This window comes from Geobacillus zalihae (assembly GCF_030414215.1).
Classification (GTDB): Bacteria; Bacillota; Bacilli; order Bacillales; family Anoxybacillaceae; genus Geobacillus; species Geobacillus zalihae.
Map to the genome: position 1 here is coordinate 710,262 of NZ_CP129217.1, position 25,922 is coordinate 736,183.

Genomic DNA, 25,922 nt, shown 5'->3' on the forward strand with positions numbered 1-25,922 from the left:
GTCCATATGGTACACTATACAGCGATGGAAAAAGAAAAGGGGTTTGTGCAACCATGGTGATCATTGAACAGGAACAGTTGGCCGGCGTGCCGGTTCTTCACGTTGTCAAGCCGGAAAAGCGGGACGAACGGCTGCCGCTGATTTTCTTTATCCACGGCTTTACGAGCGCCAAAGAACATAATTTGCATTTCGGCTACTTGCTTGCGGAGGCGGGCTACCGCGCTGTGCTTCCCGACGCGCTGTTTCACGGCGAGCGGGACGAAGGCTTGAGCGAACGAAAATTGCAGCTGTCGTTTTGGGACATTGTCGTGCGCACGATCACCGAAATCGAGGAGATGAAAAACGACCTTGTCAGCCACGGATTGGCGGATCCTGAACGGATCGGGCTCGCTGGGACATCGATGGGCGGCATCGTCACGTTTGGCGCGCTCGCTGTGTATCCATGGGTGAAGGCGGCGGTGGCGCTTATGGGCTGCCCGAACTACAGCGCCTTTTTTGACGCGATGATGGAAGAAGCGAAACGGCGTCAGATTGACATCCCGATGCCGCCGACGCTGCTTGCGCTCGAAAAAGAAAAGCTCGCCCGCTACGATTTATCCAAGCAGCCGGAAACACTCGCCGGGCGGCCGTTGTTCATCTGGCACGGGAAAGCCGACCAAGTCGTCCCGTATGCTTATACATATGAGTTTTACAAGCAAATTAAACCACTTTATGAAGGAAACGAAGATCGGCTGCAATTCATCGCCGATCCGCACGCCGGCCATAAAGTGACGCGTGAAGCGTTTTTGGAGACGGTGCGCTGGTTTCGCGAGCATGTGTAAGCAAAATCGGCAATGAGGAAACGAACATGTTTGTGGTCAGCTAAAGCGTGCTTCACAAGAGGGAATCCGCCTTTTAAACAAAAAAGGCGGATTTTTCGTTTGAGCACATTTTTTATTCAAATGAATATTTGAATATAAGGGGGAGATATGCTATTCTATATTCAAATGAATATTTGAATATTGACAAGGAGCGAGAAGGAATGCACCGTCATGATGTGTGCGACGTTTACTGTTATGACGACGAGAAGGTCGAGCGGGTTCAGCGGCGGCTTCGCGATGAACCAATTGCCGAGATTGTCCCTTTTTTTAAGGCGCTTGCCGATGAAAACCGGGCGAAGATCGTGTATGCGCTTTGCGGTGAAGAGGAGCTGTGCGTCTGTGACCTCGCAAACGTGATTGGGGCGACAGTGGCGACGGCATCACATCATTTGCGCATTTTGTATAAGCAAGGAATTGTGAAATATCGAAAAGAGGGGAAACTGGCCTTTTACTCGCTGGATGACGACCATATTCGCGAGCTGCTGCTTGTCGCGCTCGCCCATCGGAAAGAGGGGGACGGCCGTGGGGAATGAACAAACATTGGATCGGCTTGAGGCCAAAACATACCGCGTGCAAGGACTGACGTGCACAAACTGCGCAGCTAAGTTTGAGCAAAACGTGAAATCCTTGCCCGGCGTGAAAGAGGCGAAAGTGAATTTCGGCGCCGCCAAGCTCACCGTTTGGGGCGAGGCGACGATTGATGAACTTGAGCAGGCAGGAGCGTTTGAACAGTTGACCATTCGTGAAGAACGAGAGCGCACGGTTCAGCGAGAGCCGTTTTGGAAGCGAAAAGAAAATCGAAATGTCTTCGCCTCTGTGGCACTGCTTCTGTTTGGCGTTGCGGCGGATGCGGCAGACAAGGGGATGCTGGCGATTGCGATGTATTTGGCGGCGATCGTGATCGGCGGCTACTCACTGTTTTGGACGGGGCTCCGGAATTTGGTCAGCTGGCAGTTTGATATGAAAACGTTAATGACGATCGCCATTCTCGGTGCAACGGCGATCGGGGAATGGCAGGAAGGGGCGGTTGTTGTCATTTTGTTCGCCATCAGTGAAGCGCTCGAGCGCTATTCGATGGAGAACGCGCGGCGGTCGATCGCTTCGTTGATGGAGATGGCGCCCGTTGAAGCGATCATTCGTCGCGGCCCCGAGGAAATGACCGTTCCGGTCGAAGACGTTCGCGTCGGGGATGTCATGATCGTCAAGCCGGGTGGAAAAATCGCTTTGGACGGCATTGTCATAAGCGGCGCCTCGACAGTGAATGAAGCGGCGATCACCGGCGAAAGTCTGCCGGTGGAAAAAACAGTGGGAGACGCAGTGTTTGCCGGGACGCTGAATGGAGAAGGATTCCTCGAAGTTGAAGTGACAAAACGGGCGGACGAGACGACATTGGCGAAAATGATTGATCTTGTGGAAGAGGCGCAAGCGGAGCGGGCTCCGATGCAAGCGTTTGTCGACCGGTTTGCCCGCTATTATACGCCGTTTGTGATCGTGACCGCGCTTCTGATCGCTCTTGTGCCGCCGCTCGTGATGGGTGGGGAGTGGCTTGATTGGATTTACCGCGGTCTTGCCGTTCTTGTCATCGGCTGCCCGTGCGCGCTCGTCATCTCAACGCCGGTGGCGATTGTGACGGCCATCGGCAACGCGGCCCGGCGCGGCGTGCTCATCAAAGGCGGGGTATATCTCGAACAAATCGGACGGCTGCGGGCGGTGGCCTTGGATAAAACGGGGACGTTGACGGAAGGGAAACCAGCCGTGACCAATGTCGTCGTATATGAAGGGACACGTGAACAGCTGTTGGCTATCGCCGCCGCCATCGAAAAACGATCGCAGCACCCTTTGGCTTCGGCCATCATCCGCAAAGCGGAAGAGGAAGGAGCGCCGTTTCTTGACGCGTCAGTTGATGCGTTTCAGTCGTTGACCGGAAAAGGAGTCAAGGCCGCTGTCGGAAACGAAACGTATTATATCGGCAGCCCGGCCTTGTTCACCAGTTTGATCGGGAAGTTGCCCGATGAAGCGGAAAAGCAAATCTCTGCCTTCCGAGACGAAGGAAAAACCGTGATGGCCGTCGGCACGACCGATCGGCTGTTGGGTCTTATCGCCGCGGCCGATCAACTGCGGCCGTCCGCACCGGAAACGGTCGCCGCGCTGCGGCGCCTTGGAGTGGCGGAAGTGGTGATGGTGACGGGCGACCACGAGCAAACCGCACAGGCCATTGGCCGCCAAGCGGGCGTATCCGATATTCGCGCCGGGCTGCTTCCGGAACAGAAGCTTTCGGCGATCCGCGAGTTGAAACAGCGCTGCGGCATAACCGCCATGGTCGGTGACGGGGTGAATGACGCCCCTGCCTTGGCCGCGGCCGATATTGGTGTGGCAATGGGCGGGGCGGGGACGGATGCCGCCTTGGAAACGGCCGATGTTGTGCTCATGGCCGATGATTTGCGCCAGCTGCCGTACACCGTCCACCTTGGGCGCCGAACGCTTGCCGTCATCCGGCAAAACATCGCCGTCGCCTTAGGGCTTAAAGTGCTGGCACTCGTGGCCGCCGTCCCGGGCTGGCTCACCCTTTGGCTCGCGGTGTTCGCCGATATGGGCGCGACGCTGCTCGTGACATTCAACAGCATGCGCCTGCTGCGGGTGAAGGAATGAACGGGGGCTCCGGGCAACGGGGAACGGACCGTTTTCCGCCCCTCTGGGGGATTTGTCCTCCTTCGTGGAAAATAGTGGTGCTTTCTGACAACGAGAGACGGTATAATGCAGAGGAAAACAGCAAAGCGGATTCGGTTGGATGTTTGGGATGGCGGTTGTTAGATGTTTTGTTCTGTTTAGGAAAATCATAGGGAAGAGGGGGCGTCATGAAGGGATCTCGAGAAGAAGAGAGGCATGAAACGCAACGGATAGAAGAGGTTCAACGGGTGGACGACCGGGTGTTTTCGCCGACCGAAGAGTTGGATCGGATCGCTGCGGGAGGGGCGATGAAGCGGGAAGCCCTCGATTGGCGAGGATTTCCCCGGTGGATTCGATATGTCGGATACATCGCCTTCGCTTTTTTTGTCATCGTTCCTTTGATGGCGTGGTTGTGGAACGTGTTGCTTGAATAGCCGATCAAATGCCAACCTTAGAATTGGAGCAAGAAAGACACGGAATCATGTCCACTTCCGTGTCTTTTTCTTGTACTGTTTCATTCGTCTTCCATCCCTAACGCGTACAAATAGTGGCGCAAGCTTTCTTCGACACATGCGGCGATCAGTTGAATGAACGGAGTAACCTCACCCTCGACGCTCGCTTTTTCCAGCGTTTCGTAATACTTCCGGCGCTGTTCTGGGTTTGCTTTCACAATAGCGGGCGGATAGCCATGCTGCATTAAAATGAAATTCATCATTAAGCGGGCAGTTCGTCCATTTCCGTCAGCAAATGGATGAATGGATACGAGCTGAAAATGGAAACGAGCCGCCAGTTCGATTGGATGAAGAGCATATTGATTCGTTTCATACCAAGAAAACAATCGATTCATTTCATCTTGTACATGCAAAAAGTGAGGGGGGGTGTACGAGCTGCCGGAAATGCGCACATTGTATGTTCGATATTTCCCGGCATTTTCATTGTCAATGCTCTTTAATACTAAATAATGGACCTGTTTCAACACGTGCTCGGTCAAATGTTCTTTGTTTGCGACTAACTCTTCAATAAAGTCAATCGCCTCCGCATGGTTAATCGCTTCCAAATGTTCCTTGAGTCGTTTTCCACCAATGGTAATCCCTTCTTCTACGACTAGCTTTGTTTCTAACAAGGTTAACGTATTGCCTTCGATGGCGTTAGAATGGTATGTCCATTCGATCCGAAATGATTCCCGCAAGTTTTTCACCAACCCTGGAGGCAAAGGGCGCAACGCATCCAACCGTTGTTTCAGCTCGTCGATTTTAGCAAACATCGCTCTCACCTCTTGGTATATGATTCGCGGCCTCGATTCGTTTTTCCTTTAAATAGCCAAGCGATGGCTCTCGTTTTTTCTATATGATACAGAAAATAAAGGGCGGGGAGTGTTCAGCAGTTGCAGGACAATGAAACAACCGTCCGCCCAACACGGGCGAACGGCGAAAAGGGATGGAAAAGTGGACCGTTTCAGGAAAAATGCCCAAGCTGACGGAGCGCTTCTTCGCTCATCCGTTCCGGCGTCCAAGGCGGGTTCCATGTCACTTGGACGCGCACGTCGCGGATGCCGTCGATTTGTTCGAGCGCCCGTTTGACGCCGCGGGCGATCGAGTCGTGAAGCGGGCAGCCTGGGGTCGTGAGCGTCATCAGGACATTGATATGCCCATCTTCGATTTTTAAGTCATAAATTAACCCTAAATCGACGACGTTAATGCCGAGCTCCGGATCAAGGACCGTTTTCAGCTGTTGAATGGCAAGTTTGCGGACATCCATCGTTCTTTTCCTCCTCATTCGCTTACTTTCGGAAGACCGTTAAAATCGTTCCGGCAAAAGCAACGCTTAATCCAGCCAACAGCACTTGAGTGATGGCGAACAGCGGCACGCTCGCGACAGCAAGCGCCACAGCCGCCAGCGCGAGGGCGATGAGCCATAGGCGGCATTGGACGGTGACGGCTCGCTCATTCATCATTTGCTTTAACGTCGGCACGTTTTGTTGGCCGACTTTTTCGCTGTAGCGATGCGTCCACCATAAAAACGGCACGATTTTGAGCAAATAGCCGATGATGCTAAACAGGATCCAGCCAACAATGAATAGATAAACAATGATGCCAAGCAGCCGTCCGCTGCCGACAACGATGGCGGCAAAGGCGGCAACGTGCAGCGCAAGGCCGATGACGATGGCCGAAAGCGAAAAGCGGAACGGGCGGTCAAGCGTTTTTTTCATCCGCTTTTGCAAAATGGCGCGGATATGCCAGGCGAAAACAACGAATCCGCTCATGAGCAAGGCTGCACCGGCTGCAAGCCATGCGTGGCTTCGCAAGAATAAGCTGGCGAACGCCACCGCAATCCCGCTGATGTACAGCGCATAGACGTAACGCGCCGGCCGCAGCGAAAAGCCGTGGGCGAGCGAGAACATCGGCGCCATTTTGTACGAAAAGCCTATGATGAGCAGTGTGAACCAGCCGCACAGCCCAAACAGCACATGCAGCCCGAACACCACTTCATGACTGTTAGCGCCTTTGGCGGCGAAAAAGTGAAACGCCAAGAGCCCTCCGGCCGCCGCCGTCAGCAGCAAAAACAACAGCGATGTGGCGACAAAGAGGGTCATGACGTTTTTCGTTTCTTGTTTTCTTAACGTCATCGCCATTTGCCAGACGAATAGGATGATGCCAAGCAAAAGCAACAAGCTGGGAAGAAACGCCCGGTTTGGCGCCGCCGCCAGGCTTACGGCAAATGCGACAATGCCGGCCGCTGTCACTGCAAATTGCCAAAAGCCGAGCCGCTCGCTCCAAATCGGCGTCAAAAAGGCGACCGGAACGAGCTGATACATCGCCCCCATGGCCGTCATCAACGCAAAGCCAAGCAACGCCAGGTGGGCCGCCGCCCACACGAACGGCAACCGGAACGCGCCGCTGCTAAGTGAGGGAATCGCTCCAAGCAACATAAGCTGCGACGCGGCGAACGCCAACACGGCGAACATGATAAACGAGAACGGAAGACGGACGTCTGTTTCTGTCCCCGTGCGAGTAGGAAACACGTTGCTCATCCTTTCGTAATGCGGATTTCAAAACTGCCGTCTTCGCGTGCGACCGTCTCGTGCCGGTAGCCGAGCTCATCAAGCTGCTCGTACAAAAACATCGGGCGGCGGTCGTTAATGATCGTCAGCGTCTCCCCAGGATTCAGCTTCGCGAGGGCAGCGAGCGTCCGCATCATCGGCTGCGGCGGCTCGAGTCCGCGGTTATCGAGGATCATCGGTCATCCCCCCTGCTTCACAAACGTTACTTTCCAATGTTTTTTTTCGATTTGTTCGGCCTCGTACGTAAATCCTTTCGCTTTCATAATCGGAAACAGCGGCAGCGGCTTGAATGGAGCGTGCAAAATGAACGTATCGCCCGGTTTGAGCGGCTTAATGGCGTTCATAATTTTTTCAAACGGCTCCCGTTTCTGCCGCAAATCTTCGCGCACATCGAGTTCAATCGTCACACCCATGCGCTTTCCCTCCTTTTTGACTATCATGATAATCATTTTCACTGAGGAATGTTGTGATATAGCTCACATCTTTCGGCCGAAACATGACATATTCCACTTTGGAAAAAAGGTTTCGTCTTCGTTTGAAAGGGCGGAATAGCATGTTTCAGAAAGATGGGCTTGCCCAAGTGTTTGAAAGGAAAACCCATCAGCTCCATTGCGCATCCCGACCGGTGCCGGACGATGGGGAAAAGGAGTTAGAAAAAGATTTCTTGTTCGAGCCCTTCGCGGTCAATCAAATAAAAGCCGTGTTCGTCGACGTCAATCAGCCCTTTCCGTTTCAGCTGGCTCAACGTGCGGCTCACCGTTTCCCGGGCGGTGCCGATCATGTTGGCCAGCTCGCGGTTCGTCACATGGGCGGTGAGCCGATGCCATTTCCCTTGCTTGACGGCGTTCGTGCGCGTCAACCGCAACAAAAGCAGCACGATTTGTTCGTACGTATTATGGAGCACTTGCGCCTCAAGCCGGTTTTGCAAGTCGACGATTTTTTCGCCCATGACGCGGAACAGTTTTATGCAAAGTTCAGGGCTCGCCATCAGCACTTGTTCGAAATCGTGGATCGGGATCGCGATCAATGTCGCTTCCTCGACCACTTCGGCGTGGGCCGGATAGGTGCCTTTTAAGAAAAAGCCGGCATGCGGAAACATTTCTCCCGTCTGCAAAATCGAGATGATTTGCTCTTTCCCGCTGAAGTCCGTTTTATAAATTTTTACCGTGCCGGAATGAATGAAATAGACTCGCTCGAGCGGATCGCCTTGCATAAAGACGAACGTCCGCGGCTTGTAAACGCGCACGTGGGAAATGGCAACCAGCGAATCAAGCTCGTAATCGGACAGTTCACGAAACAACGGAACAGCTTTTAAGCGGTCTTTCATCCAATGGTTCGCCATGGCGTTCTCTCCTTTGGAAATGTGACAAACGTGTGACAGCTGACAACGGAACATCAATGCTTTTCTCTTTTTGAACATCCGCGTCGTTTGGCCTTTTCTGCCTTCATTGTATACATTCCCACGCCATAAAGCTGTGATATAAATCATAACAGACATTTGCCCCAGCTCACAAACCGTCCTCGGTTCAGCACGCTACAATGGGGGCGAACAAACGAGAAGGAGGTTGTCTCATATGGAAGTTCATCGATCCGTTCGCCCCAACATGCGGCCGGGGCGGCAAACGACCAACAGTTTTCTCAAATCGATTCTCATTTTCACTATTGTGATCAGCTTTACCGTCCTGCTTGTCGGCGGGTATTGGATTTTTAAAGAAATGGCGCCAAGGCCGAAGGAGGTGCGCAGTGAAAGCGGCGAAGTGTTGATGACAAAAGAAACGATCATCGGTGGGCAAGCCGTCTTCCAAAAATACGGATTGATGGATTATGGCACAGTGCTTGGCCATGGGTCGTATATGGGGCCGGACTATACAGCGGAAGCGCTAAAAGTGTATACGGAAGGCATGCAAGATTACAAAGCGAAAGAACGGTATCACAAACCGTTTGCTGATTTAACGGATGATGAGAAGTCGATCATCCGTGAACAAGTCATCAAGGAAATGCGAAAAAACCGCTACAACCCGGTTACGGATGTTCTCGTCTTGACAGATGCGCAAGTATACGGGTTGGAAAAAGTGCGGGATTATTACCGCGATGTCTTCACAAATGGCGACGGCTGGGGATTGAAAAAAGGATTGATTAAAGAAAGCGACATGCCAAAATCAAACCGTGCCTGGGTGGCGGATGGCGACCAAATCAAGCAAATTGCCGACTTTTTCTTCTGGACCGCCTGGCTGTCTAGCACGCCAAGACTTGGAGACAAGATCACATACACCAACAACTGGCCGTACTATGAGGATGCTGGCAATACGATGTCGTTTTCCGCGGTATGGTGGAGCGGTGCTAGTGTTACGATTTTGATTTTGTTTATCGGGATTATTTTGTACGTGTTCTATCGCTACCAATTAAGCATGCAAGAGGCGTATGCGGAAGGGAAGTTTCCGGTCATCGATTTACGGCGGCAGCCGCTTACTCCGTCGCAAGTGAAAGCGGGCAAATATTTCGTTGTCGTCGCCGCGCTCTTTTTCGTGCAAGCGATGTTCGGGGCGCTGCTCGCCCACTACTATACGGAACCGGACAGTTTCTTTGGCATCAAATGGATCCATGACCTGTTGCCGTTTAACATTGCCAAAGGGTATCACTTGCAGCTGGCGATTTTCTGGATTGCCACCGCATGGCTTGGCATGGGGATTTTCATTGCCCCGCTTGTCGGCGGACAAGAACCGAAAAAGCAAGGATTGCTTGTCGATCTGCTCTTCTGGGCGCTTGTCGTGCTTGTCGGCGGCAGCATGATCGGCCAATGGCTCGGCGTCAACGGCTACTTAGGAAACGAATGGTTCCTGCTTGGCCATCAAGGTTGGGAATATATCGAGCTCGGCCGCGTTTGGCAAATCATTTTAGTCGTGGGCATGCTGCTTTGGCTGTTCATCGTCTTCCGCGGCGTCAAACGAGGGCTGAAGCAAGAAAGCGACAAAGGCGGGCTCATTCACTTGCTGTTTTATTCGGCCATCGCCGTCCCGTTCTTTTACATCTTCGCGTTCTTTATCCAACCGGACACAAACTTTACGATGGCGGACTTTTGGCGCTGGTGGATCATCCACTTATGGGTGGAAGGCATTTTTGAAGTGTTCGCCGTTGTCGTCATCGGGTTCTTGCTCGTTCAAATGCGGCTTGTGACGAAAACATCGACCGTCCGGGCGCTTTATTTCCAATTTACGATTTTATTGGGCAGCGGTGTGATCGGCATCGGCCACCACTATTACTACAACGGTTCACCGGAAATCTGGATCGCCCTTGGCGCCGTGTTCTCGGCGCTCGAAGTGATTCCGCTCACGCTCCTTATTTTGGAAGCGTACGAGCAATACAAAATGATGCGCGACGGCGGAGTCAACTTCCCGTATAAAGCAACATTCTGGTTTTTGATCTCCACAGCGATCTGGAACTTGGTCGGCGCCGGGGTGTTCGGCTTTCTCATCAATTTGCCGGCGGTCAGCTACTTTGAACACGGGCAATTCTTAACGCCGACCCACGGCCATGCGGCGATGATGGGCGTGTACGGCATGTTTGCGATCGCCGTGCTTCTTTACTCGCTGCGCAACATCGTCAAACCGGAAGCATGGAACGACAAATGGCTGAAATTCTCTTGCTGGATGCTGAACATCGGCCTGGCTGGCATGGTTCTCATCACGCTTCTCCCGGTTGGGGTGCTGCAAATCAAAGAAGCGTTTGAACACGGCTATTGGGCGTCTCGTTCGCCTTCGTTTTTGCAACAAGATGTCGTACAAAATTTGCTGCTTGTCCGCTTCGTTCCGGATACGATCTTTTTAATCGGCGTCGCCGCCTTGCTTGTCTTTGCCATCAAAGCGATGTTCCATTTGCGCAAACCAACTCACGGCGAAGGGGAAGAGCTGCCGGCGGCGAATTTGGCGGAGGAAGAATAACAAAAACGAGCTGACCCAAAACGCGAATGCGTTTTGGGATTAGCCCGTTTTTACACGAAAATAGAAGAGAATCGTTCGTTTTCTGGCAGAATAGAGTTATCATAACCGCTATCGCCGGAAAAGGAGCGATTTGTTTATGAAACATCATCATAATTTTTGAAGAGTGTACCATGAATCATCTCACGTTGCCAGGCGATATCATTCCACTGGATCATATGGCTCATGTAGTTCACGAAATGGTCGAGCTTCTTTCTTACATAAAGGCCGCCGCACCTCAGAAAGGCAAGGAGAGATGCTTCCTCCTTGCTCATGTTGTCTTTATAAGACGAATGCTGGAAATTGCCGCTTCGTGTTCAATCGAACGCCTAGAAAGAAGATCTAAAATCCGTTCGTGCTTTTCCATGTTTTGTTCTATTTTCTTAACGATTTCATTTGTTTCAAGCACTGCTTGTTGGAGGAAAACAAATTCTTGCTTTGTGACCATATTGGCTTTGACATGATCTAATTCTTTCATTAGGTTGTTCTTTACGTCCTCAAGCTCCTGCTTGGTAGCCATGTTGGCTTTGATGTCTTCGATCTCTTTTGTGAAACTATGCTTCACTTCTTCAAGTTCTTGTTTGGTGGCCATGTTAGCTTTAATATCTTCTAGTTCTTTTGAGAAGCTTTGTTTTACTTCTTCGAGCTCCTGTTTGGTGGCCATGTTGGCTCTAATGTCTTCGAACTCTTTTGTGAAACTATGCTTCACTTCTTCAAGTTCTTGTTTCGTTGCCATGTTGGCTTTAATATCCTCAAGCTCTGTTGTGAAGTTTTGCTTCACTTCTTCGAGTTCCTGTTTCGTTGCCATGTTTGTTTTGATATCGCTTACTTCATGTTCGATCATTTGGAGCTTGTCCAAAATTTGGTTCAATATCGCTTCCAAGGAAAATCCTCCCTTCTTATATAGTAGCCATGGAAAAGTGGGTGATGATGAATCGCTCCTTTCTTTTAAGGATTGGGGGAAACGAGCGTGTAGAGTAAGTGGTTGAGGAAAGGGATGGGATTGTAGCGCAGAACAAACGAGGATCATCGTTTCCCATTCATATTATAAATGATTCACAGAAATTTGAACATAACGTTTTGGGTCATTGTCGCTTTGCATCCATCCAGGAAAAGGAGCGCGTTTTAGCCTGTACGGTCATGTTAATCCCGACAGCGACATTGTTTTGACGAAAATTGAATTTCCTTATAAATAAATAGGGTTTGATTCAGAATCGTTCATGATCAATACACGGCTTACTTAATAAAGAAAGAGCTGGCTCCAAAAGTCCGCTTTTTAGCGGATTTTTGGGTCAGCTCCCTTCGTTTGTGAGCGTTTTCAATCACTTGTGGCATTTGTCCGGCGTGGTGTGTTCCATTTCCTTTTGCTTGTCATGGCACGGAAAGCAGTACAACGTCTCTGTTTCTCGGCTGACGACGCCATTTAAGAACCCATGCAGACAATGGATCGGCTTGCCGCATTGCGCGCAAAAGCCAACAAGCTCTTCCAACCGCCATTTCTCCTTTCATGGGGATTGAACATGTTCACCTTCGGGCTGTGACGCTCGTCACTACCGCCCAAGGCTCAAGCGGTTATGATAAAGTATATAATTCATTATACTACAAAGGAGGCCAATGTTATGAACCAATTTGCTGCCAAAATCCACGCCCCGGACTATCCGCCGCGCGATCGCCATCCGGCAATTTTTCGGCTGTTTGACAGTTTGAAGCCGGGGGAAGTGATGGAGCTTGTCAATGACCATGACCCGCGTCCGCTGCAATACCAATTTATGATGGAGCGTCCGGATCAGTTTACATGGGAGTACTTAGAGGAAGGGCCGGACGTCTGGCGGGTCGCCATCGGCAAAAAATAAATCATCCGCTCCATTGGGATTTCCGTCTGCAGGCGGAAATCTTTTTTTTCGCCGGTTGGTATGGTACGGTAGGGACAGATGATGTTCGGAAAGAGGGGATAGAGATGAAACGAGCCATTGCCGGAGCGGTGCTCGCCGGCGGCCAGTCGCGCCGATTCGGGCGGCCGAAGGCGTTTGCGCTGCACGAAGGAGCTCCGTTTTTCACTTGGTCGGTCGCGGCGCTCGATCCGATCGCGGATGAATTGTACATCGTCAGCCACCCGTCGCTTGTCGATGAATTCCGCCGGCAAACGGACATCCCGGTGCTGCTTGATGTGGAGCGTTACCGTGGTTCTGGGCCGCTGGCCGGCCTTTACACCGTCATGGAACAGAGCCGAGCCGACTGGGTATTCGTCTTGCCGTGCGACATGCCGTACATGCGGAGGGAAGTGACAGAGCGGCTTGCTTCTCATATCGATCCGATGGTTGATGCCATCGTCCCGCTCCATGGCGGCCGCCCCGAGCCATTGGTCGCCTTATACCACCGGCGGCTCAGCCTCGTGATTGCTGAACTGCTTGATGACGGCGAACGGCGGATGATTTCGCTCCTTGACCGCGCCCGCGTCCGCTGGGTGGATGCCGAGCAGCTTGCCGCGGATGGAGACGTATGGCGCAATGTCAATACGGAGGAAGAGTACCGGTGAAGGGGGATTGTGGCCGAAGCAGACACAGCATACACTTTTTTCAATCAGAAGAGCCATCCTTGACCATGGAATGGTTCAGTTGCCTGAATCGCCCACCACTAAACAGGGTTACTCAAGCAAGCCAAGTCTAAATGCTTTTCCGACTGCTCCCGCCCGCGATTTGACGCGAAGTTTTCGCAAAATGGAAGACACGTGGTGTTCCACGGTTCGTTTGCTGATGTTCAGTTGTTCGCCGATTTCGCTGTTTGTTTTGTCTCTAGCAATGAGATCGAGAACGGCCAACTCCATGTCGGTCAAGGGCGAACCATCATAGAAAGCAAGATCGGCCGGAAACGATTTCACCCCGCGATAGCTTTCCCGAATGGCGTGAATCAGGGTTTCGGCAGAGTCGCATTTGGATACAAAAGCATAGGCCCCTGCTTCGTGGACGGCCTGTACATATTCTGTACTGGCATCCCCCGATAACACGACCACTTTGCTTGCAGGGAATCGTGATGAGATGTTCTTTGTCCAAATGAGGCAGTTTTCCCCTTGGCTTGGAGCATCGATGACAATGATATCAGGCTGGAAGTGAGCGATCTCCTTCTCTAGTTCGGCTGGAGAGAAGACGGTTCCCACTACTTCCAAGTCGGGCTCGCGTTCCAAAAGCTGACGGATGCCATCCATGACAAGGTCATGCTCCCCTATGATCAAAATGTTGATTTTCACCATTGTCTCTCCCCCTCCCCCGTAAAACGCAGCGAGTAGCGACGCATTTGGTTGGAACACACGTTGCGGTGAAACATGGAGTTTTACATGGGATGAGTGATGTGCTGTTTTGATCCATAAGGCCATTTCTCTCAACTCCATTCGTTAAAATTTTACAATATAGATCAATCTCTGTAAACGAAGCTTCAAAAAATAGGTATTTTCCGCAATGAAATTTGCGGAAAATACGGATGTTTTTTCGATTTTATTTTGGTACAGTAAGGGTGAAGCCGGCCGGCTAATTCCTGTGTTCTCAATCATTGGTGATGTATTTTGGATCAAAGCATGAAGTATAAAAAGGGGGATTACTGATGTTTGGGATTCTTGCTTCGCCTAAAACCGTCCATGTATTGTTGCGAAAGGTCATGGCATTGGCTGGTGTGTTGGTGCTTTCCATCATCGCTTTTGGCTTGGCAAACCCAAATCAAGCTGGAGCGTGGCTGCATCCAGGTCCTACCGTCCAATATCCAAGTGAGGGAGGAAAATGGACATATGGCTTCTGGAATGCTATGGTTCGCTCCTATTACTATCATCCAACTTCGTGCCACGGTTCAACAGTTGTATACAATGGTGAGATGTTAAGAAGTGTCGATACCCCTGCAGGATTGACCTCTGCTGCTGAGAAAGGGGCTCTAAATTTCCCATGGTCTGATGACGCCTATTACTATAGAATTTGCAAATAATGAATCTGTTTGACTGGAAGCTTTTCTTTCACCCCTTCCCGAGCGGGATGGGATCTTTCTCTTCCGGGGGATGATGGATTAGGGAAGGAATGAGGCTCATGCATAAAAAAATCGTGGTCGCTGTTTCCGCTGTGCAGTTTCTTCTCTTAGCTTTCGTAGCGATTGTTGTTTCGGATGTCCATGACCGCTTTTTTCCGGAACAGCTGGATGTGAAAGCGAAAGTGACATTGGATTTTAGCCAGTCTGATTTGCGTCAGGAAGATGTGTTTCAACAGTTGGGGGCGATGAGCGATCGATGGGAACTAGGATTGATGAAAATCGCGCCAGATTTATGGGGGGATCAGTCGGGACAGATCTTTGTTCAAGTGGGGGAGAAAGGGGATTTTCCAAAGAGAATTCAGCGCTTTGGCCATGAGCCAGATGCGGAGATCCGCGATCGCCGCGCGTTGGCCCATTCGTTTGCCAATGGCGATTATTTGGTGACAGGGAAAACCGATCATATAGACGAGTTGAAACATTGGCTGGCGTCGCATCGGGTCGATCAGAAGTGGAACGAAGAGACTCTGTTGACCATTCTCCAATTTTTGATCGTGCAAAGCGATTTTGGTGTGGCGCTGTTGGCTGTTTCGGCGCTGATGGTGTCATTAGCTTTATACTGGCTGGCGGTCAAAGCGAAAGGGCGCGCGTTGCGTGTGTTGGCGGGAGTTCCGACGTCGCGCATCCAATGCGAGGATTTCAGCCACTTTTTGCTGGCTATGGTTTTGGCCGCCGCTATATTGGACGTCTTGGCCGCTCTTTATGTCGGCTTTGTCTATGGATGGGGATTCGTGCCTTACTATAGTAAAGTGTTGCTTTTGGCTGAGGCGATGGTGATCTCTTTGACAATGGCTTGCGCGTTGATTTTTTCTGTTGCCTCATGGCCGAATCCAGAGATGTTGGCGATGCGCGAACCTGCTGTCAAGCGTTTGGCCAGAAGTTCGGCTGTATTGAAACTCGCTGTATTTGCTTTCGTCCTTTCCGCTGTCTCACCGGCGGTTTCAGCTTATACGAATGCTAGAAAAACAGCACAGGAACAAATCATGTGGAAGTCGTTGGCTGATCAAGCGGTGTTGGTGTTCCCGTCCCGTCCAGGAAGAGCGGGGGGAGCGGAAATCGAGCAGTTGTTTCAGATGTTGCAACCATCGGTGGGGGACATGGTTCGACAAGCGGAGGCCGACGATCGCGTAGTGTTATCGAAAGCGTGGACGGAAGACGATTTCGCCATCGATGGCATGACCATTGCGCCGTATCGTTACATGGTTATCGTGAATGAGCGATGGTTGGATATCGTTCGCAAAAAGAACAAAGGGCTATCTTTGGTTCCTCTTGCGCTGGAACAGATTCCAAAGGACGTGAGACAATTTGTCGAACTCTCCATCCCGTTATATGTAAGAAACCAGCAACAGGCTCAAGCCATATGGCATGAGGTCAAGATGTGTCGTTTGACCGGATCGTCCCCTTTTCCATTTGTCCGCTTTGGCGGACAGCTTGAGTTTGCCCGGCCGAAGGAGGTGTTATTGTTGGTTGCCCCTCATGTCCATTCATTATTCAATGACAACTTTTTGATCTCTGTCGCTTCTTCGTCGGAGTTGAGTTTTGTCGGACTAGAGGAAACACAGAAACTCGTATCTGAACGCGGCCTTCAGAACCGGATCCGCGTCAACTATATGGCGGAGGAAGGAATTTTGCGCGCGCAGCTTTATGCCTATTTCGTGTGGCTTAGAATTGGATCGATTGTTGGTCTTTTAGCGGCCTTGGCTATTGCCTCCGCCATTAGTGCGTTTATTATGGCTGTGTTAAAAGCAAAACGCGATTTTCCTCTTCGCCTTGCTGGGGCATCTTGGTGGGCGGTGTTGCGCGGGCGAATCGTGAAAGAGTGGTTTTTAGGGGGGATCATGGTCATGGTGATCATGCTATTTCAAGGAACAAACAGCTGGTTGCCAGTCGGTTTAACAGGGGCGCTTGTACTGCTTGCTTTGCCGTTCATACATATTGGCGCGGCAGCTTGGGTGTTTGCGAAAAACTCCCTGCGCCAGTTGTAGAAAGAAGGAGGAAGGCTCCATGAGAATTGAGGCCGATCAAGTGACGATGATGATTAATGAGCGAACGATTATGGAGAACGAAAGTGTCGTATGCTCCCCTGGAGCTTTGACGGCGCTTGTCGGTCCAAGCGGAGCGGGCAAAACGACGCTTCTCCATGTGCTTGGCTTGCTTTTGCGGCCGACAAGCGGACGGGTATTGATGGATGGTGTCGACACAACCAATTGGGGAGCGAAGCAACGCCGTCTGTTTTGGAAACACCATGCGGCATTCGTTCTCCAAGATTACGGAATCATTGAGGAAGAATCGGTTGCGTTTAATGTCACAATGGCTTCGAGTTTGTTTCGTTCGAAAGTCGTTGGCGACAAGGAGAAGGTGCGCAAAGTGTTATCGGAAACGGGATTGGATGGAAGAGAACGAGAATTGGCCGCTCGGCTAAGCGGAGGTGAAAAGCGACGTTTGGCCATTGCCCGCGCTCTCTATAAAGATGCACAAGTCATTTTTGCTGATGAGCCGACGGCCTCTCTTGATGAGGCCAACGGTGATCGCGTCATCGAGCTGCTTCAATTATTGGCGAAGCAAGGAAGAACGGTTATCGTCGCCACTCATGATGAGAAAATGATGCAAGCTGCTCATGCCATGCACGCGCTAAAAGGGATTCGTCATGGTTAAGGAGGGAGGGCAAATCAAGATGACGAAAAAAAGATGGTGGGCCATTGGCATTGCCGTAGTGTTGGGCGGAGGGCTTTTGGTGGCAGGAGGAGGGATAGGGTTGTCGCTTATCCCGTTTCCGGGCAAACAAGAATTCTCTCGACCTGAATGCGGAAAGCTGCCGAGCCAATCCGAAGTGAAACGTGCATTGAGTCAGCACCGGGATCTTGTCGCTCGCTTAGAGAACATCGGAGAGGGCGTCAGCGTGAGAGTGGGGGCACCGTGCGGAGATCAAGCGGATGAAGCGCTTATTCACATTGTTTATCATACAAAAAAGGAACGGGATGCTGTTTCTTCCATTTTGACCAATCACAGTTTCGGGGTTCCGGTTGAACTGATCAAAAGATGAGAAGGTGCTCATTTCTCAAGTTTGAAAAAGGACGTGGTTGAGCTGCTTTTTCATGGCAATAGGGCTGACCCAGAACACGAGAGAGTTTTGGATCAGCCCCTTTTTCATTTGTGAACGTTTTTAATTACTTTGTGTCTTTTATCTGGCGGCCAAAGGCGTTTGCGCTATACGAAGGAGCTCCGTTTTTCACTTGGTCGGTCGCGGCGCTTGATCCGGTCGCCGATGAATTGTATATCGTTCAGCCACCCGTCGCTTGTCGATGAATTCCGCCGCCAAACGGATATCCTGGTGCTGCTGGATGTCGAACACTGATTTGGTTGGAACACACGTTGCGGTGAAACATGGAGTTTTACAGGGGATAAGTGATGTGCTGTTTTGATCCATGAGGCCATTTCTCTCAACTTCATTCGTTAAAATTTTACAATATCGATCAATCTCTGTAAACGAAATTTCAAAAATAGGTATTTTCCGCCATGAAATTTGCGGAAAATACGGATGTTTTTTTAATGTTATTTTGGTACAGTAAGGGTGAAGCCGGCCGGTGATCTCTGAAATAATGAGGAGGATGATGCTCAATGAAGAAGAAATTTGCCGTGCTTGCTTTAGCAGCAGGGCTTCTGGCCGCAGGAGGAGTAGCTCAGGCGGGAACGACGTATGATGATTATGACGTGATTGTTCCAAGATTCAATGATAATGCGTTTACTCCTCAGCAAACGAAGTCGACTACCGGCGCGTCAGCAGATTTGAAAGTATCGATACTGGGGAAAGCACTGGATGCAAGAGTGTATTCTTATAGCGGAGGAACTGGACCTTGGGTCCGTATCGAAACGGTTGGGGGACCATTCAAACTGCCTAATTCGATCAAAGCAGGCAAGGATGCGAGAGTGGAGTTTAGCTCGGATCTTACTCAATTAGTAGATGTCAGGGTAAAAGGGGAGTGGAGAAGCAATTGATTTATCATGAGAATGGACCAAACCGTTTGGATGGTCCATTCTCTTTGAACATGAAAACAAGCTTGGGAAAGGGTGTAAAGCATGTTGGGGCATCAAGTGAAAGTGGAATTTGTGAGAGTCTTTACGTGGCGTCAGTGCATTGTTTGGGCTGCATTGGTGTTGGTTCTGCCTGTCATCCAATTTATGCTAATCAAGGATGGCTACGTTTACTATAGGCAATTGGATCTTTTTCTCCGCTTGAATTCGAATTTTGTGCCGCTGTTGTTTCCCATTATCATGGTTCTTGTGTATTCGATTTCCTTCCCAAGTGAACAAAAAAACCATTTTATCCCATATGTACGTATCCGCATCCCTTTGACGACTTACTTCTTGAGCAAATTGATCGTCAATGCGATTCTATCTTTTTTGATTGCCTTTTTGATCGTATTCGTCCCTTTTATATTTTCTATGTATATTGAACCTTATTTAGGAATTGTTCGTTTCTATCCAACTAATGGGAATCCTATCCCTTATACAACGTTTGAGCAGTTGCTTGTCCTTGGCACGCTGCCATATGGAGTTCTTTACTCACTATGGGTAGGGCTGAATGGAATGATGTATGCGACAATGGGATTATTGCTCGTCATGATTTTGGAGAAGCCTTTTATAGCGCTTTCCATTCCATTTGTTTATTACTTGTTGGGAAACTTTATTACTCAAGTTTTGGGGTATGACCAATTTTCCCCTACCTTTACGATTTTTCCTTTCAGTATATCGCAACAACCTTTATGGACAGTATTCGTGCCATTCCTCTTCTTATGTTTTGTGGTGATGGTATTGATGTTCTATTTAAAGGAAAGGTTGCATAAGCACCATGACTAGGGTAGTAAACAAATGGAAGGATTTTGTGGATGAACTATTGGCATTCAAATGGATTCTCTTCGGAGTAGTGATTTACATATATGGATTAAGTGCTAAAGAGCATATGTATGTTGCTTCGTTGCAAACAAAATTATTGTTGAATAAATGGGATTTGTTGCATAAGTTTTTTGGTGATATTTACCTTATCTTATATTTTATCTTGCCGGTCTTTCTATACCGTTCTATTTCAATTATGATGTCTGATTTTGATTATGCAGTTTTGATACGGTTGGGTTCTTATCGAAGTTGGGTGTATGCGACACTAGTTCGATTGATGCAAAGTGCCAGCATATCGATAATCGTTTGGGGAGCAGTGAGCCTCGTTTTGTCAATCGGCGCCCCTTCTTTTGCTGGCTGGAGTCCGTTTAGTAGGCTGAATGCTTCTCTAAGCGAAACGCAAATATTGCAAAAATTTATAAACAGTCCCATTTTAGCGTTGGTGTTGCATTTAGCTTTGCTTGTTTTCAGTGTCAGCTGTATTCACCTTGTTTTGGCCATCCTTTATGTAAAGTGGAAAAACAAGGACATTGTCGTGTTTGTTGCGGTGTTCATATGGGTGTATGGCGTAGTGTCATTTAAACTTCTTTCTCCTCATTCCCTGTTTAATTTGTGCCATTACTTGATTTTGCATTCGGGGGTTGCTCAGTTCAGCAATATATGGGGATCGTTTTCGGTGGTTATAGGATGGATGATCCTGCTCATATGGATTGTCAATCGACTGGATTTGAATGTGAAAGGGTACAATTGGAAATATACCGCTTTTATTGTCTTGGTTGTTCTAGCATTATGGTCTGGAATGCGAGAGAACGTGGGACAAACTGTTTGGGACCAGTTTCTTTTCATGTTTATAGGCGGTTCCAAACAAGCGTTTTATTTCAAGTCGTTTTTATGTTATTGGGTTCTTTATTTTGGGGTCATCTATTTGGTCCAATTGCATTTGCAGACGGAATTGTCGGAAATGGGGTATTACAAGTTAGTACGTTATCAGTCGATCAGCCGATGGTTTTGGGCGTGGTATCATAAGATCATGCTATACATTGGATTATATTTATTCGCTTTAGCATTGCTCGCTTTGTTCATTTTGTCGTTGAAACGTTTTTCTTTTGATTTCCATGTTTCTATTGACCGTTCAGTTACATTGCTTGATATGTTTTATCATTTTTTGGTCAACGGCTACCTTCAAGTTTCGTTTTATGTCCTATTTGTGTTTCTGATCTCTTGGCTGAGCAAAGAAACATTTTATAGTTTCGTAGGGATCGCTATACTTTCATTTTTTATGTTCCCGGGTTTTAATAACTGGGGGATTATTCCATCTGGATTGAATAGCATGGCGTATTTATTGACAAATGATTCGATTTACCGCATCAGCACCGTTCTATTCTTATGGAATGTTTTCGCCATTGTTTTCTTGCTGTATGTCTTTTCCAAACAAGATCTCGATTTCTAAAAAGGAGTGAGTAAGTTGCCGCATATCCTGTTAGATCAAGTCAGTAAATCATTTAAAGGAGCAACGATTTTTGAAAACGTGAATTTTGCAGTGGAAAAGGGGAAAATTTATGGAATTATTGGTCCTAACGGTTCAGGAAAGTCTGTCTTATTCAAACTCATATGTGGATTTCTATTCCCTAATCACGGTAGGGTGATCGTGGACGGGGAAGAGTTGGGGGTCAATAAACGATTTCCCAGTGATTTTGGAATTATCATTGATCGGCCTGGATATATAGCGGGAAAGACAGGGTTTGATAATCTAAAAGCATTGGCTCTCATTCGAAACAAAATCAGTGATGACAAAATAAAGCAAACGATGAGGTTGGTCGGTTTAGATCCAGAATCGACGCAAAAGGTCAAACATTACTCACTTGGAATGAAACAAAAGCTTGCTATTGCTCAAGCCATTATGGAAGATCAACAAACGCTTATTTTAGATGAACCATTCAATGCTTTAGATGCTGACAGCGTTGAAAATATCCGAAACTTGCTTCGGAAATTCAAGGAAGAAGGGAGGACGATTTTGCTCACTAGCCATAATCAAGAGGATATTGATGTTCTTTGTGATGAAGTGTACAGAATCAATCGTTTCAGACTTGAAAAAGTAAAAAAGTAGAACGCGATGTTATAAGCTCACATTCATATATAAATTGAAATAAAGGTCTCCTCCATTTTGGCTGACCACAGTTTCGGAGTTTCAGTTGAGCTAATCGAAAGATAAGATGGAATTAGCGTTGAGGTCTAAATGTGATCCATATCACATAACGCGCCTGAATGTTGCGGTACAATGAAGGCCAAGGAGGGGGCCGCCATGCGCGATTTTAATGAAAATCCGTTTATTGTGATTTGGGAATTGACGAGAGCTTGTCAACTCAAGTGCCTTCATTGCCGCGCCGAAGCGCAATACCATCGCGATCCGCGCGAGTTGACGTTTGAGGAAGGGAAAAAACTGATCGATGAGATTTACGAGATGGATCAGCCGATGCTCGTCTTTACGGGCGGCGATCCGCTCATGCGCCCGGATGTGTACGATTTAGCGAAATATGCGATCGATAAAGGATTGCGCGTGTCCATGACGCCGAGCGCGACGCCGAACGTGACGAAAGAGGCGATCCGCAAAGCAAAAGAGGTCGGCCTGTCGCGCTGGGCGTTTAGCCTTGACGGGCCAAACGCCGAGATTCACGACCATTTCCGCGGCGTGAGCGGCTCGTTTGATTTGACGATCCGTGCGATTCACTACTTGCATGAGCTCGACATTCCCGTGCAAATCAACACCGTCATTTCGCGATACAACGTTCATGTGCTTGACGAGATGGCGGCGTTGGTGGAGAAGCTGAAATGCGTCCTTTGGAGCGTCTTTTTCCTTGTGCCGACAGGCAGGGGAAAAGAGGAGGATATGATTTCCCCCATCGAGCATGAGCGGGTGTTCCGCTGGCTGTATGAGACGAGCAAGCGCGTCCCGTTTGACATCAAAACAACGGCGGGTCAGCATTACCGCCGCGTCGTGCTGCAGGCGAAAATGCGTGAAGGAAAAGCGGCAAAAGGCGGCATCCGTTACGAAGACGTGTTGAACAAAGGCTTAACCGGACAAGTCGACGGGCTCGGCCGCGCGCCGAAAGGAGTAAACGACGGCAACGGCTTTGTTTTTATCTCCCATATCGGCGATGTCTACCCAAGCGGGCTGCTGCCGGTGAAGGCAGGGAACGTCCGGGAAACGCCGCTGGCGGACATTTACCGACACTCGCCGATTTTCCAAGACTTGCGCAATCCGGACAAATATAAAGGAAAATGCGGCGTCTGCGAGTTCCGATATGTGTGCGGCGGCTCACGCTCGCGGGCGTACGCGGTGACGGGAGACTATTTGGAAAGCGAGCCGTATTGTGTTTACATTCCAAAGGCGCTGCGGACAAAAGAGCGAAGCCAACGGTAAGAGAGCGGTGAAAAACGGCCGCTTAAAATGACGGCGCTGCGGCGTTCGTGAGACGGTTGCCCGGGCGCATGCGGCGGACGTTGGTGATGTGTCCAAAACATACGGGGAAGGAGCAGGCGCCCTTCCCCGTTTTTATCATCCTGAACCGAGAAGATCCCCCACTTCCACGCGTGAGCGTAAGTGGGGGATGAATCGGGATTTGCCGTCACTCTTCCTCTTGCTTCCACAGAACAGAAGGGGTAAAGAAACGTGGGACGCACGGGGATGGCTTGGTGGACAGCCTGCTGTGGGGCGGGTGTTCCCAAGAATCTCCCACCTCAAAGCTCAAGCGTAGGTGGGAGAGCGTTCAATGTTGAAATATCATTCGTGGTCCAAATCGACAATAAATGTCTCCGGCCCGGTCGGCGCCGCGCTTCCTCCCTTTGGTTCGAGGCTCGCTTTAATTTGCTTGAACTGTTTGACATCCTCGCCGGTGATCAAAATGCGCGCCGCTCCGTGGCGGATCGTCAACAGCTCCCCTTTGACCTCGTTGTTGGTGTAAATGATCCACAATTGATAATCGCGAGTCGCAAACGGCGGCAACCCTTCAATTTCCATCAGCATTTCCTTCGTATCGTTATTGAGCCAAATCGTGCCGTCCATCTGTTGAAAGAGCGCCGATGGTTCAATCGGAATTTGTTTCGTTTTGGGATTACGGATGATTCGCTCAATTGGAATGTCGGTATGTTGTTTGACAATCTGGTATCGATATGGCTCATCCGATCCGCCATGGGAAGCGGTCGGCCCGTCGTTCGAAGCGGAAAGGCACAAGGCGAAAAGGAAGACGGCCAAAGCGGCGCCGATCCATCCCGAAGCGATGCGGACCTTTCGCTGCGCGCGCGCTGTTTGTCTTTGCGCTTCCGCTTGTGCCCAAATTCGCTCTTTGTGAGAAAGGGGCGGTGCTTCATATTGAGCTTCCTCCTTAAGCCCGATGTTTTTCCACGCTTCAAGCAGGCGTTGGCATTCAAGGCAGTACTTAAGATGGTTGGACACGTCTTCTTTTTCTTGTTCTGGCAGCATCCCTAACAGCCAGTCCACGATTTTTGCTTCCGAAATATGGCTATGCTTCATGCTGTTCTTCACCTCTGCCAGCTTCCATCCAGTGGAACAACTCTTTTTGTTTCCGCAAATTGCGCAAGCCGTAGCGGATGAGCGACTTGACGGAGCCTAACGGTTTGTTCATCGCGGCGGCGATTTCCCGCTGGGTTTCCCCGTGAAAGTAAAAGTGAATGATCGCTTGCCGCTGCTCCTCGGGGAGATGGGCTAACGCATCGAGGATGACTTGTTGTTCCAGTTGGCGGAGAAAGTAGAATTCCGCCCCCTTTTCTTTTAAAGCCGCTTCCTCAAGGCGGCTCACTAGCAAATCCCGTTTCTTGCGCAGGCGGTCGAGCGACCGGCTTTTCGTTTTCACGGCAAGAAAGGCTTGAACGCTTCCCCGCTTCGGATCAAATTGGTGCGGTTTTTGCAAGATTTCGAGAAACACATCGTGGCTGACATCTTCCGCCTCCACCTCGTTGCCGACGATTCGAAGAGCGATATGATAGACCATCGGAGCGTATTTTTCGTAAAAACGGTCAAAGGCGGCGCGCGAGCCTTCGGCGATCTTCTCGAGCAGTTCCATGTCTTCCCGTCGATCTTCCATCTTGCCCACCTCCCGACACATGCTTGATGGAATTGTTGCCCCTACTGCATCTATTCTACAATTTCATTTTTCTCCTGCAAAACAAATCCATTGATCCATTTCTGGCGTATACGAAGTGAAAACAGAAGGAGGGAGTGAACGTCGTGCGAAGCAGGGTCATCATGATGTTCGCCATGATCTTGACGCTCTTTTCGCTTCTTCTTCCGATCCGCCCGGCAGCGGCGGCAAGCGGTGTTGTTCTCTTCACGCCATACACCGGGCTTTCCGTGACGCCGGGGGAAACAATCGACTATACGGTCAATGTCATCAACAACGGTTCCAACATTGAAAACGTCACCTTCTCGTTTGACCACCTGCCGAAAGGATGGTCGACTTCGATTACCGCTGAGGGGAGAACGATTGAGCAGCTGTCCGTCCGAGGCGGAAAAGAAGAACAGGTCACGTTGGAAGTGACCGTGCCGCTGGATGCCGACAAAGGGGATTACCGCTTTTGGCTCGTCGCGAAAGGGGAGAGTGGTTCATCGAAATTGCCGCTGCTTGTCCGCGTGACGGAACAAGGATCGTTTAAAACGGAACTGACGTCGGAACAAACGAACCTCGAGGGGCACGCGGATTCGAGCTTCACGTATGATGTCACGCTGAAAAACCGAACCGCCAAGACGCAAAATTACGCGTTAAGTTCGGCGGCGGAAAAAGGTTGGCAAGTCACGTTCAAATCGGAAGGCAATTCCGTTACGTCGGTGAAACTCGAGCCGAATGAATCAAGAGACATTACCGTAGAGATCAAACCGCCGGAAAATGTGAAAGCGGGCACGTACAAAATCCCGATCAAAGCGCAAACGAGCGATACGTCGGCTGAGCTGACGTTAGAAGCGGTCATTACGGGCACGTATGCGCTCAAACTGACGACGCCGTCAGGAAACTTAAGCACCGATGTGACGGCGGGGCATGAACGGGTGATCGATCTTGTCGTCAAAAACACCGGAAGCGCTCCGCTTTTGAACATCAATATGACGGCTGACGCTCCGCCTGATTGGGAAGTGGAATTCGATCAAAGCACGATCGCCCAGCTGAACCCGGGCGATTCCAAAACAGTCAAGGCGAAAGTGAAAGCGTCGGATGAAGCGATCGCTGGGGATTATGTCGTCAACTTCCAGGCGCAAACGGCGGAAACGTCGGCGGAGGCGGCGTTTCGCGTCTCGGTCAAAACGTCGACCGTTTGGGGCGTGGTGGCGGTGTTGATCATTCTCGGGGTGGCCGGAGGGCTGTACTATTTGATCAAAACATACGGGAGGAGGTAAGC

28 protein-coding genes and 1 pseudogene are annotated in these 25,922 nt (G+C 49.9%); 18 read left to right on the top strand and 11 right to left on the bottom strand.

What is annotated here, in order from left to right:
- Positions 1 to 53: 53 nt before the first annotated feature.
- From QWV57_RS03655 to QWV57_RS03670, 4 genes are all read left to right on the top strand, one after another.
- Entirely contained in the window at positions 54 to 821 is a 768-nt protein-coding gene (locus QWV57_RS03655; protein ID WP_015374105.1) for an alpha/beta fold hydrolase, read from the top strand.
- Positions 822 to 1,021: 200 nt separating this feature from the next.
- Entirely contained in the window at positions 1,022 to 1,393 is a 372-nt protein-coding gene (locus QWV57_RS03660) for an ArsR/SmtB family transcription factor (protein ID WP_033005425.1), read from the top strand.
- Positions 1,383 to 3,509 (top strand): heavy metal translocating P-type ATPase, encoded by a 2,127-nt coding sequence (locus QWV57_RS03665; RefSeq protein ID WP_060787867.1) that lies wholly within the window; start codon positions 1,383 to 1,385, stop codon positions 3,507 to 3,509. Before QWV57_RS03660 ends, QWV57_RS03665 begins: the two co-directional genes overlap by 11 nt.
- A 206-nt stretch (positions 3,510 to 3,715) precedes the next feature.
- Positions 3,716 to 3,961, top strand: a complete 246-nt coding sequence (locus QWV57_RS03670) for a hypothetical protein (RefSeq protein ID WP_015374108.1) — start codon at positions 3,716 to 3,718, stop codon at positions 3,959 to 3,961.
- An 80-nt stretch (positions 3,962 to 4,041) separates the two neighbouring features.
- Here QWV57_RS03670 and QWV57_RS03675 read toward each other — a convergent pair whose 3' ends face one another.
- From QWV57_RS03675 to QWV57_RS03700, 6 genes are all read right to left on the bottom strand, one after another.
- Positions 4,042 to 4,791, bottom strand: a complete 750-nt coding sequence (locus QWV57_RS03675; protein ID WP_033005429.1) for a Fic family protein — start codon at positions 4,789 to 4,791, stop codon at positions 4,042 to 4,044.
- A 191-nt stretch (positions 4,792 to 4,982) separates the two neighbouring features.
- Positions 4,983 to 5,285: a metal-sulfur cluster assembly factor gene (locus tag QWV57_RS03680; protein WP_015374110.1), complete on the bottom strand. Its 303-nt coding sequence runs from the start codon at positions 5,283 to 5,285 to the stop codon at positions 4,983 to 4,985.
- A gap of 22 nt (positions 5,286 to 5,307) precedes the next feature.
- Positions 5,308 to 6,558, bottom strand: a complete 1,251-nt coding sequence (locus tag QWV57_RS03685) for a hypothetical protein (RefSeq protein WP_015374111.1) — start codon at positions 6,556 to 6,558, stop codon at positions 5,308 to 5,310.
- Positions 6,555 to 6,764 carry a DUF2249 domain-containing protein gene (locus QWV57_RS03690; protein ID WP_013146125.1) on the bottom strand — a complete coding sequence of 70 codons (210 nt, stop codon included), beginning with the start codon at positions 6,762 to 6,764 and terminating at the stop codon, positions 6,555 to 6,557. The genes QWV57_RS03685 and QWV57_RS03690 overlap by 4 nt, the downstream gene beginning before the upstream one ends.
- 3 nt (positions 6,765 to 6,767) lie before the next feature.
- Positions 6,768 to 7,001, bottom strand: a complete 234-nt coding sequence (locus QWV57_RS03695) for a DUF2249 domain-containing protein (RefSeq protein WP_060787869.1) — start codon at positions 6,999 to 7,001, stop codon at positions 6,768 to 6,770.
- A gap of 236 nt (positions 7,002 to 7,237) precedes the next feature.
- Positions 7,238 to 7,930 (bottom strand): Crp/Fnr family transcriptional regulator, encoded by a 693-nt coding sequence (locus tag QWV57_RS03700; protein ID WP_015374112.1) that lies wholly within the window; start codon positions 7,928 to 7,930, stop codon positions 7,238 to 7,240.
- Between the two features lie 232 nt (positions 7,931 to 8,162).
- On the opposite strand from QWV57_RS03700, the gene QWV57_RS03705 reads away from it, so the two are divergent.
- On the top strand, positions 8,163 to 10,526 hold the full coding sequence (locus QWV57_RS03705) for a nitric-oxide reductase large subunit (protein WP_301100622.1): 2,364 nt from the start codon (positions 8,163 to 8,165) through the stop codon (positions 10,524 to 10,526).
- 307 nt (positions 10,527 to 10,833) lie between these two features.
- On the opposite strand, the gene QWV57_RS03710 is transcribed toward QWV57_RS03705, so the two are convergent.
- Positions 10,834 to 11,445 (bottom strand): hypothetical protein, encoded by a 612-nt coding sequence (locus QWV57_RS03710; RefSeq protein WP_301100624.1) that lies wholly within the window; start codon positions 11,443 to 11,445, stop codon positions 10,834 to 10,836.
- Between the two features lie 439 nt (positions 11,446 to 11,884).
- On the bottom strand, positions 11,885 to 12,052 hold the full coding sequence (locus QWV57_RS03715; protein ID WP_014195091.1) for a hypothetical protein: 168 nt from the start codon (positions 12,050 to 12,052) through the stop codon (positions 11,885 to 11,887).
- Between the two features lie 129 nt (positions 12,053 to 12,181).
- Here QWV57_RS03715 and QWV57_RS03720 point away from each other — a divergent pair, with 129 nt between their 5' ends.
- Together QWV57_RS03720 and QWV57_RS03725 are read left to right on the top strand one after the other, a co-directional pair.
- Entirely contained in the window at positions 12,182 to 12,415 is a 234-nt protein-coding gene (locus tag QWV57_RS03720; RefSeq protein ID WP_025950040.1) for a DUF2249 domain-containing protein, read from the top strand.
- Positions 12,416 to 12,519: 104 nt separating this feature from the next.
- Positions 12,520 to 13,098, top strand: coding sequence for a molybdenum cofactor guanylyltransferase (locus tag QWV57_RS03725; RefSeq protein WP_301100631.1), 579 nt, complete (start codon positions 12,520 to 12,522; stop codon positions 13,096 to 13,098).
- A gap of 108 nt (positions 13,099 to 13,206) precedes the next feature.
- On the opposite strand, the gene QWV57_RS03730 is transcribed toward QWV57_RS03725, so the two are convergent.
- The gene (locus tag QWV57_RS03730) at positions 13,207 to 13,809 is read right to left on the bottom strand and encodes a response regulator transcription factor (RefSeq protein WP_083509266.1); all 603 of its coding nucleotides are present in this window, start codon (positions 13,807 to 13,809) and stop codon (positions 13,207 to 13,209) included.
- A gap of 347 nt (positions 13,810 to 14,156) precedes the next feature.
- Between QWV57_RS03730 and QWV57_RS03735 the strand changes: the two genes are divergently transcribed.
- The 10 genes and pseudogenes from QWV57_RS03735 to QWV57_RS03780 all read left to right on the top strand — a co-directional run bounded on the left by QWV57_RS03735 (position 14,157) and on the right by QWV57_RS03780 (position 22,938).
- Positions 14,157 to 14,528, top strand: coding sequence for a lactococcin 972 family bacteriocin (locus QWV57_RS03735; protein WP_020753638.1), 372 nt, complete (start codon positions 14,157 to 14,159; stop codon positions 14,526 to 14,528).
- 98 nt (positions 14,529 to 14,626) lie between these two features.
- Positions 14,627 to 16,609 carry a bacteriocin-associated integral membrane family protein gene (locus QWV57_RS03740; RefSeq protein WP_033024869.1) on the top strand — a complete coding sequence of 661 codons (1,983 nt, stop codon included), beginning with the start codon at positions 14,627 to 14,629 and terminating at the stop codon, positions 16,607 to 16,609.
- A gap of 19 nt (positions 16,610 to 16,628) precedes the next feature.
- Positions 16,629 to 17,279, top strand: coding sequence for an ABC transporter ATP-binding protein (locus QWV57_RS03745; RefSeq protein WP_033004627.1), 651 nt, complete (start codon positions 16,629 to 16,631; stop codon positions 17,277 to 17,279).
- Positions 17,280 to 17,298: 19 nt separating this feature from the next.
- On the top strand, positions 17,299 to 17,667 hold the full coding sequence (locus QWV57_RS03750) for a hypothetical protein (protein ID WP_033024870.1): 369 nt from the start codon (positions 17,299 to 17,301) through the stop codon (positions 17,665 to 17,667).
- A gap of 110 nt (positions 17,668 to 17,777) precedes the next feature.
- Positions 17,778 to 17,973, top strand: a pseudogene (locus QWV57_RS03755) (hypothetical protein); the annotation flags it as partial.
- Between the two features lie 269 nt (positions 17,974 to 18,242).
- Positions 18,243 to 18,620, top strand: a complete 378-nt coding sequence (locus tag QWV57_RS03760; protein WP_020753632.1) for a hypothetical protein — start codon at positions 18,243 to 18,245, stop codon at positions 18,618 to 18,620.
- An 81-nt stretch (positions 18,621 to 18,701) separates the two neighbouring features.
- A complete protein-coding gene (locus QWV57_RS03765) occupies positions 18,702 to 19,481 on the top strand; it encodes a hypothetical protein (RefSeq protein WP_020753631.1) in 780 nt (259 codons plus the stop codon).
- Positions 19,474 to 20,967 (top strand): hypothetical protein, encoded by a 1,494-nt coding sequence (locus QWV57_RS03770; RefSeq protein WP_020753630.1) that lies wholly within the window; start codon positions 19,474 to 19,476, stop codon positions 20,965 to 20,967. The genes QWV57_RS03765 and QWV57_RS03770 overlap by 8 nt, the downstream gene beginning before the upstream one ends.
- A gap of 15 nt (positions 20,968 to 20,982) precedes the next feature.
- A complete protein-coding gene (locus QWV57_RS03775; protein ID WP_033004622.1) occupies positions 20,983 to 21,624 on the top strand; it encodes an ABC transporter ATP-binding protein in 642 nt (213 codons plus the stop codon).
- A gap of 195 nt (positions 21,625 to 21,819) precedes the next feature.
- Positions 21,820 to 22,938, top strand: coding sequence for a TIGR04053 family radical SAM/SPASM domain-containing protein (locus tag QWV57_RS03780; RefSeq protein WP_033004621.1), 1,119 nt, complete (start codon positions 21,820 to 21,822; stop codon positions 22,936 to 22,938).
- A 360-nt stretch (positions 22,939 to 23,298) separates the two neighbouring features.
- Here QWV57_RS03780 and QWV57_RS03785 read toward each other — a convergent pair whose 3' ends face one another.
- Together QWV57_RS03785 and QWV57_RS03790 are read right to left on the bottom strand one after the other, a co-directional pair.
- The gene (locus QWV57_RS03785; RefSeq protein WP_301100646.1) at positions 23,299 to 24,048 is read right to left on the bottom strand and encodes an anti-sigma factor; all 750 of its coding nucleotides are present in this window, start codon (positions 24,046 to 24,048) and stop codon (positions 23,299 to 23,301) included.
- Positions 24,038 to 24,619, bottom strand: coding sequence for a sigma-70 family RNA polymerase sigma factor (locus QWV57_RS03790; protein WP_015374119.1), 582 nt, complete (start codon positions 24,617 to 24,619; stop codon positions 24,038 to 24,040). The genes QWV57_RS03785 and QWV57_RS03790 overlap by 11 nt, the downstream gene beginning before the upstream one ends.
- A 134-nt stretch (positions 24,620 to 24,753) precedes the next feature.
- Between QWV57_RS03790 and QWV57_RS03795 the strand changes: the two genes are divergently transcribed.
- Positions 24,754 to 25,920: a COG1470 family protein gene (locus QWV57_RS03795; RefSeq protein WP_020753624.1), complete on the top strand. Its 1,167-nt coding sequence runs from the start codon at positions 24,754 to 24,756 to the stop codon at positions 25,918 to 25,920.
- Positions 25,921 to 25,922 lie beyond the last annotated feature (2 nt).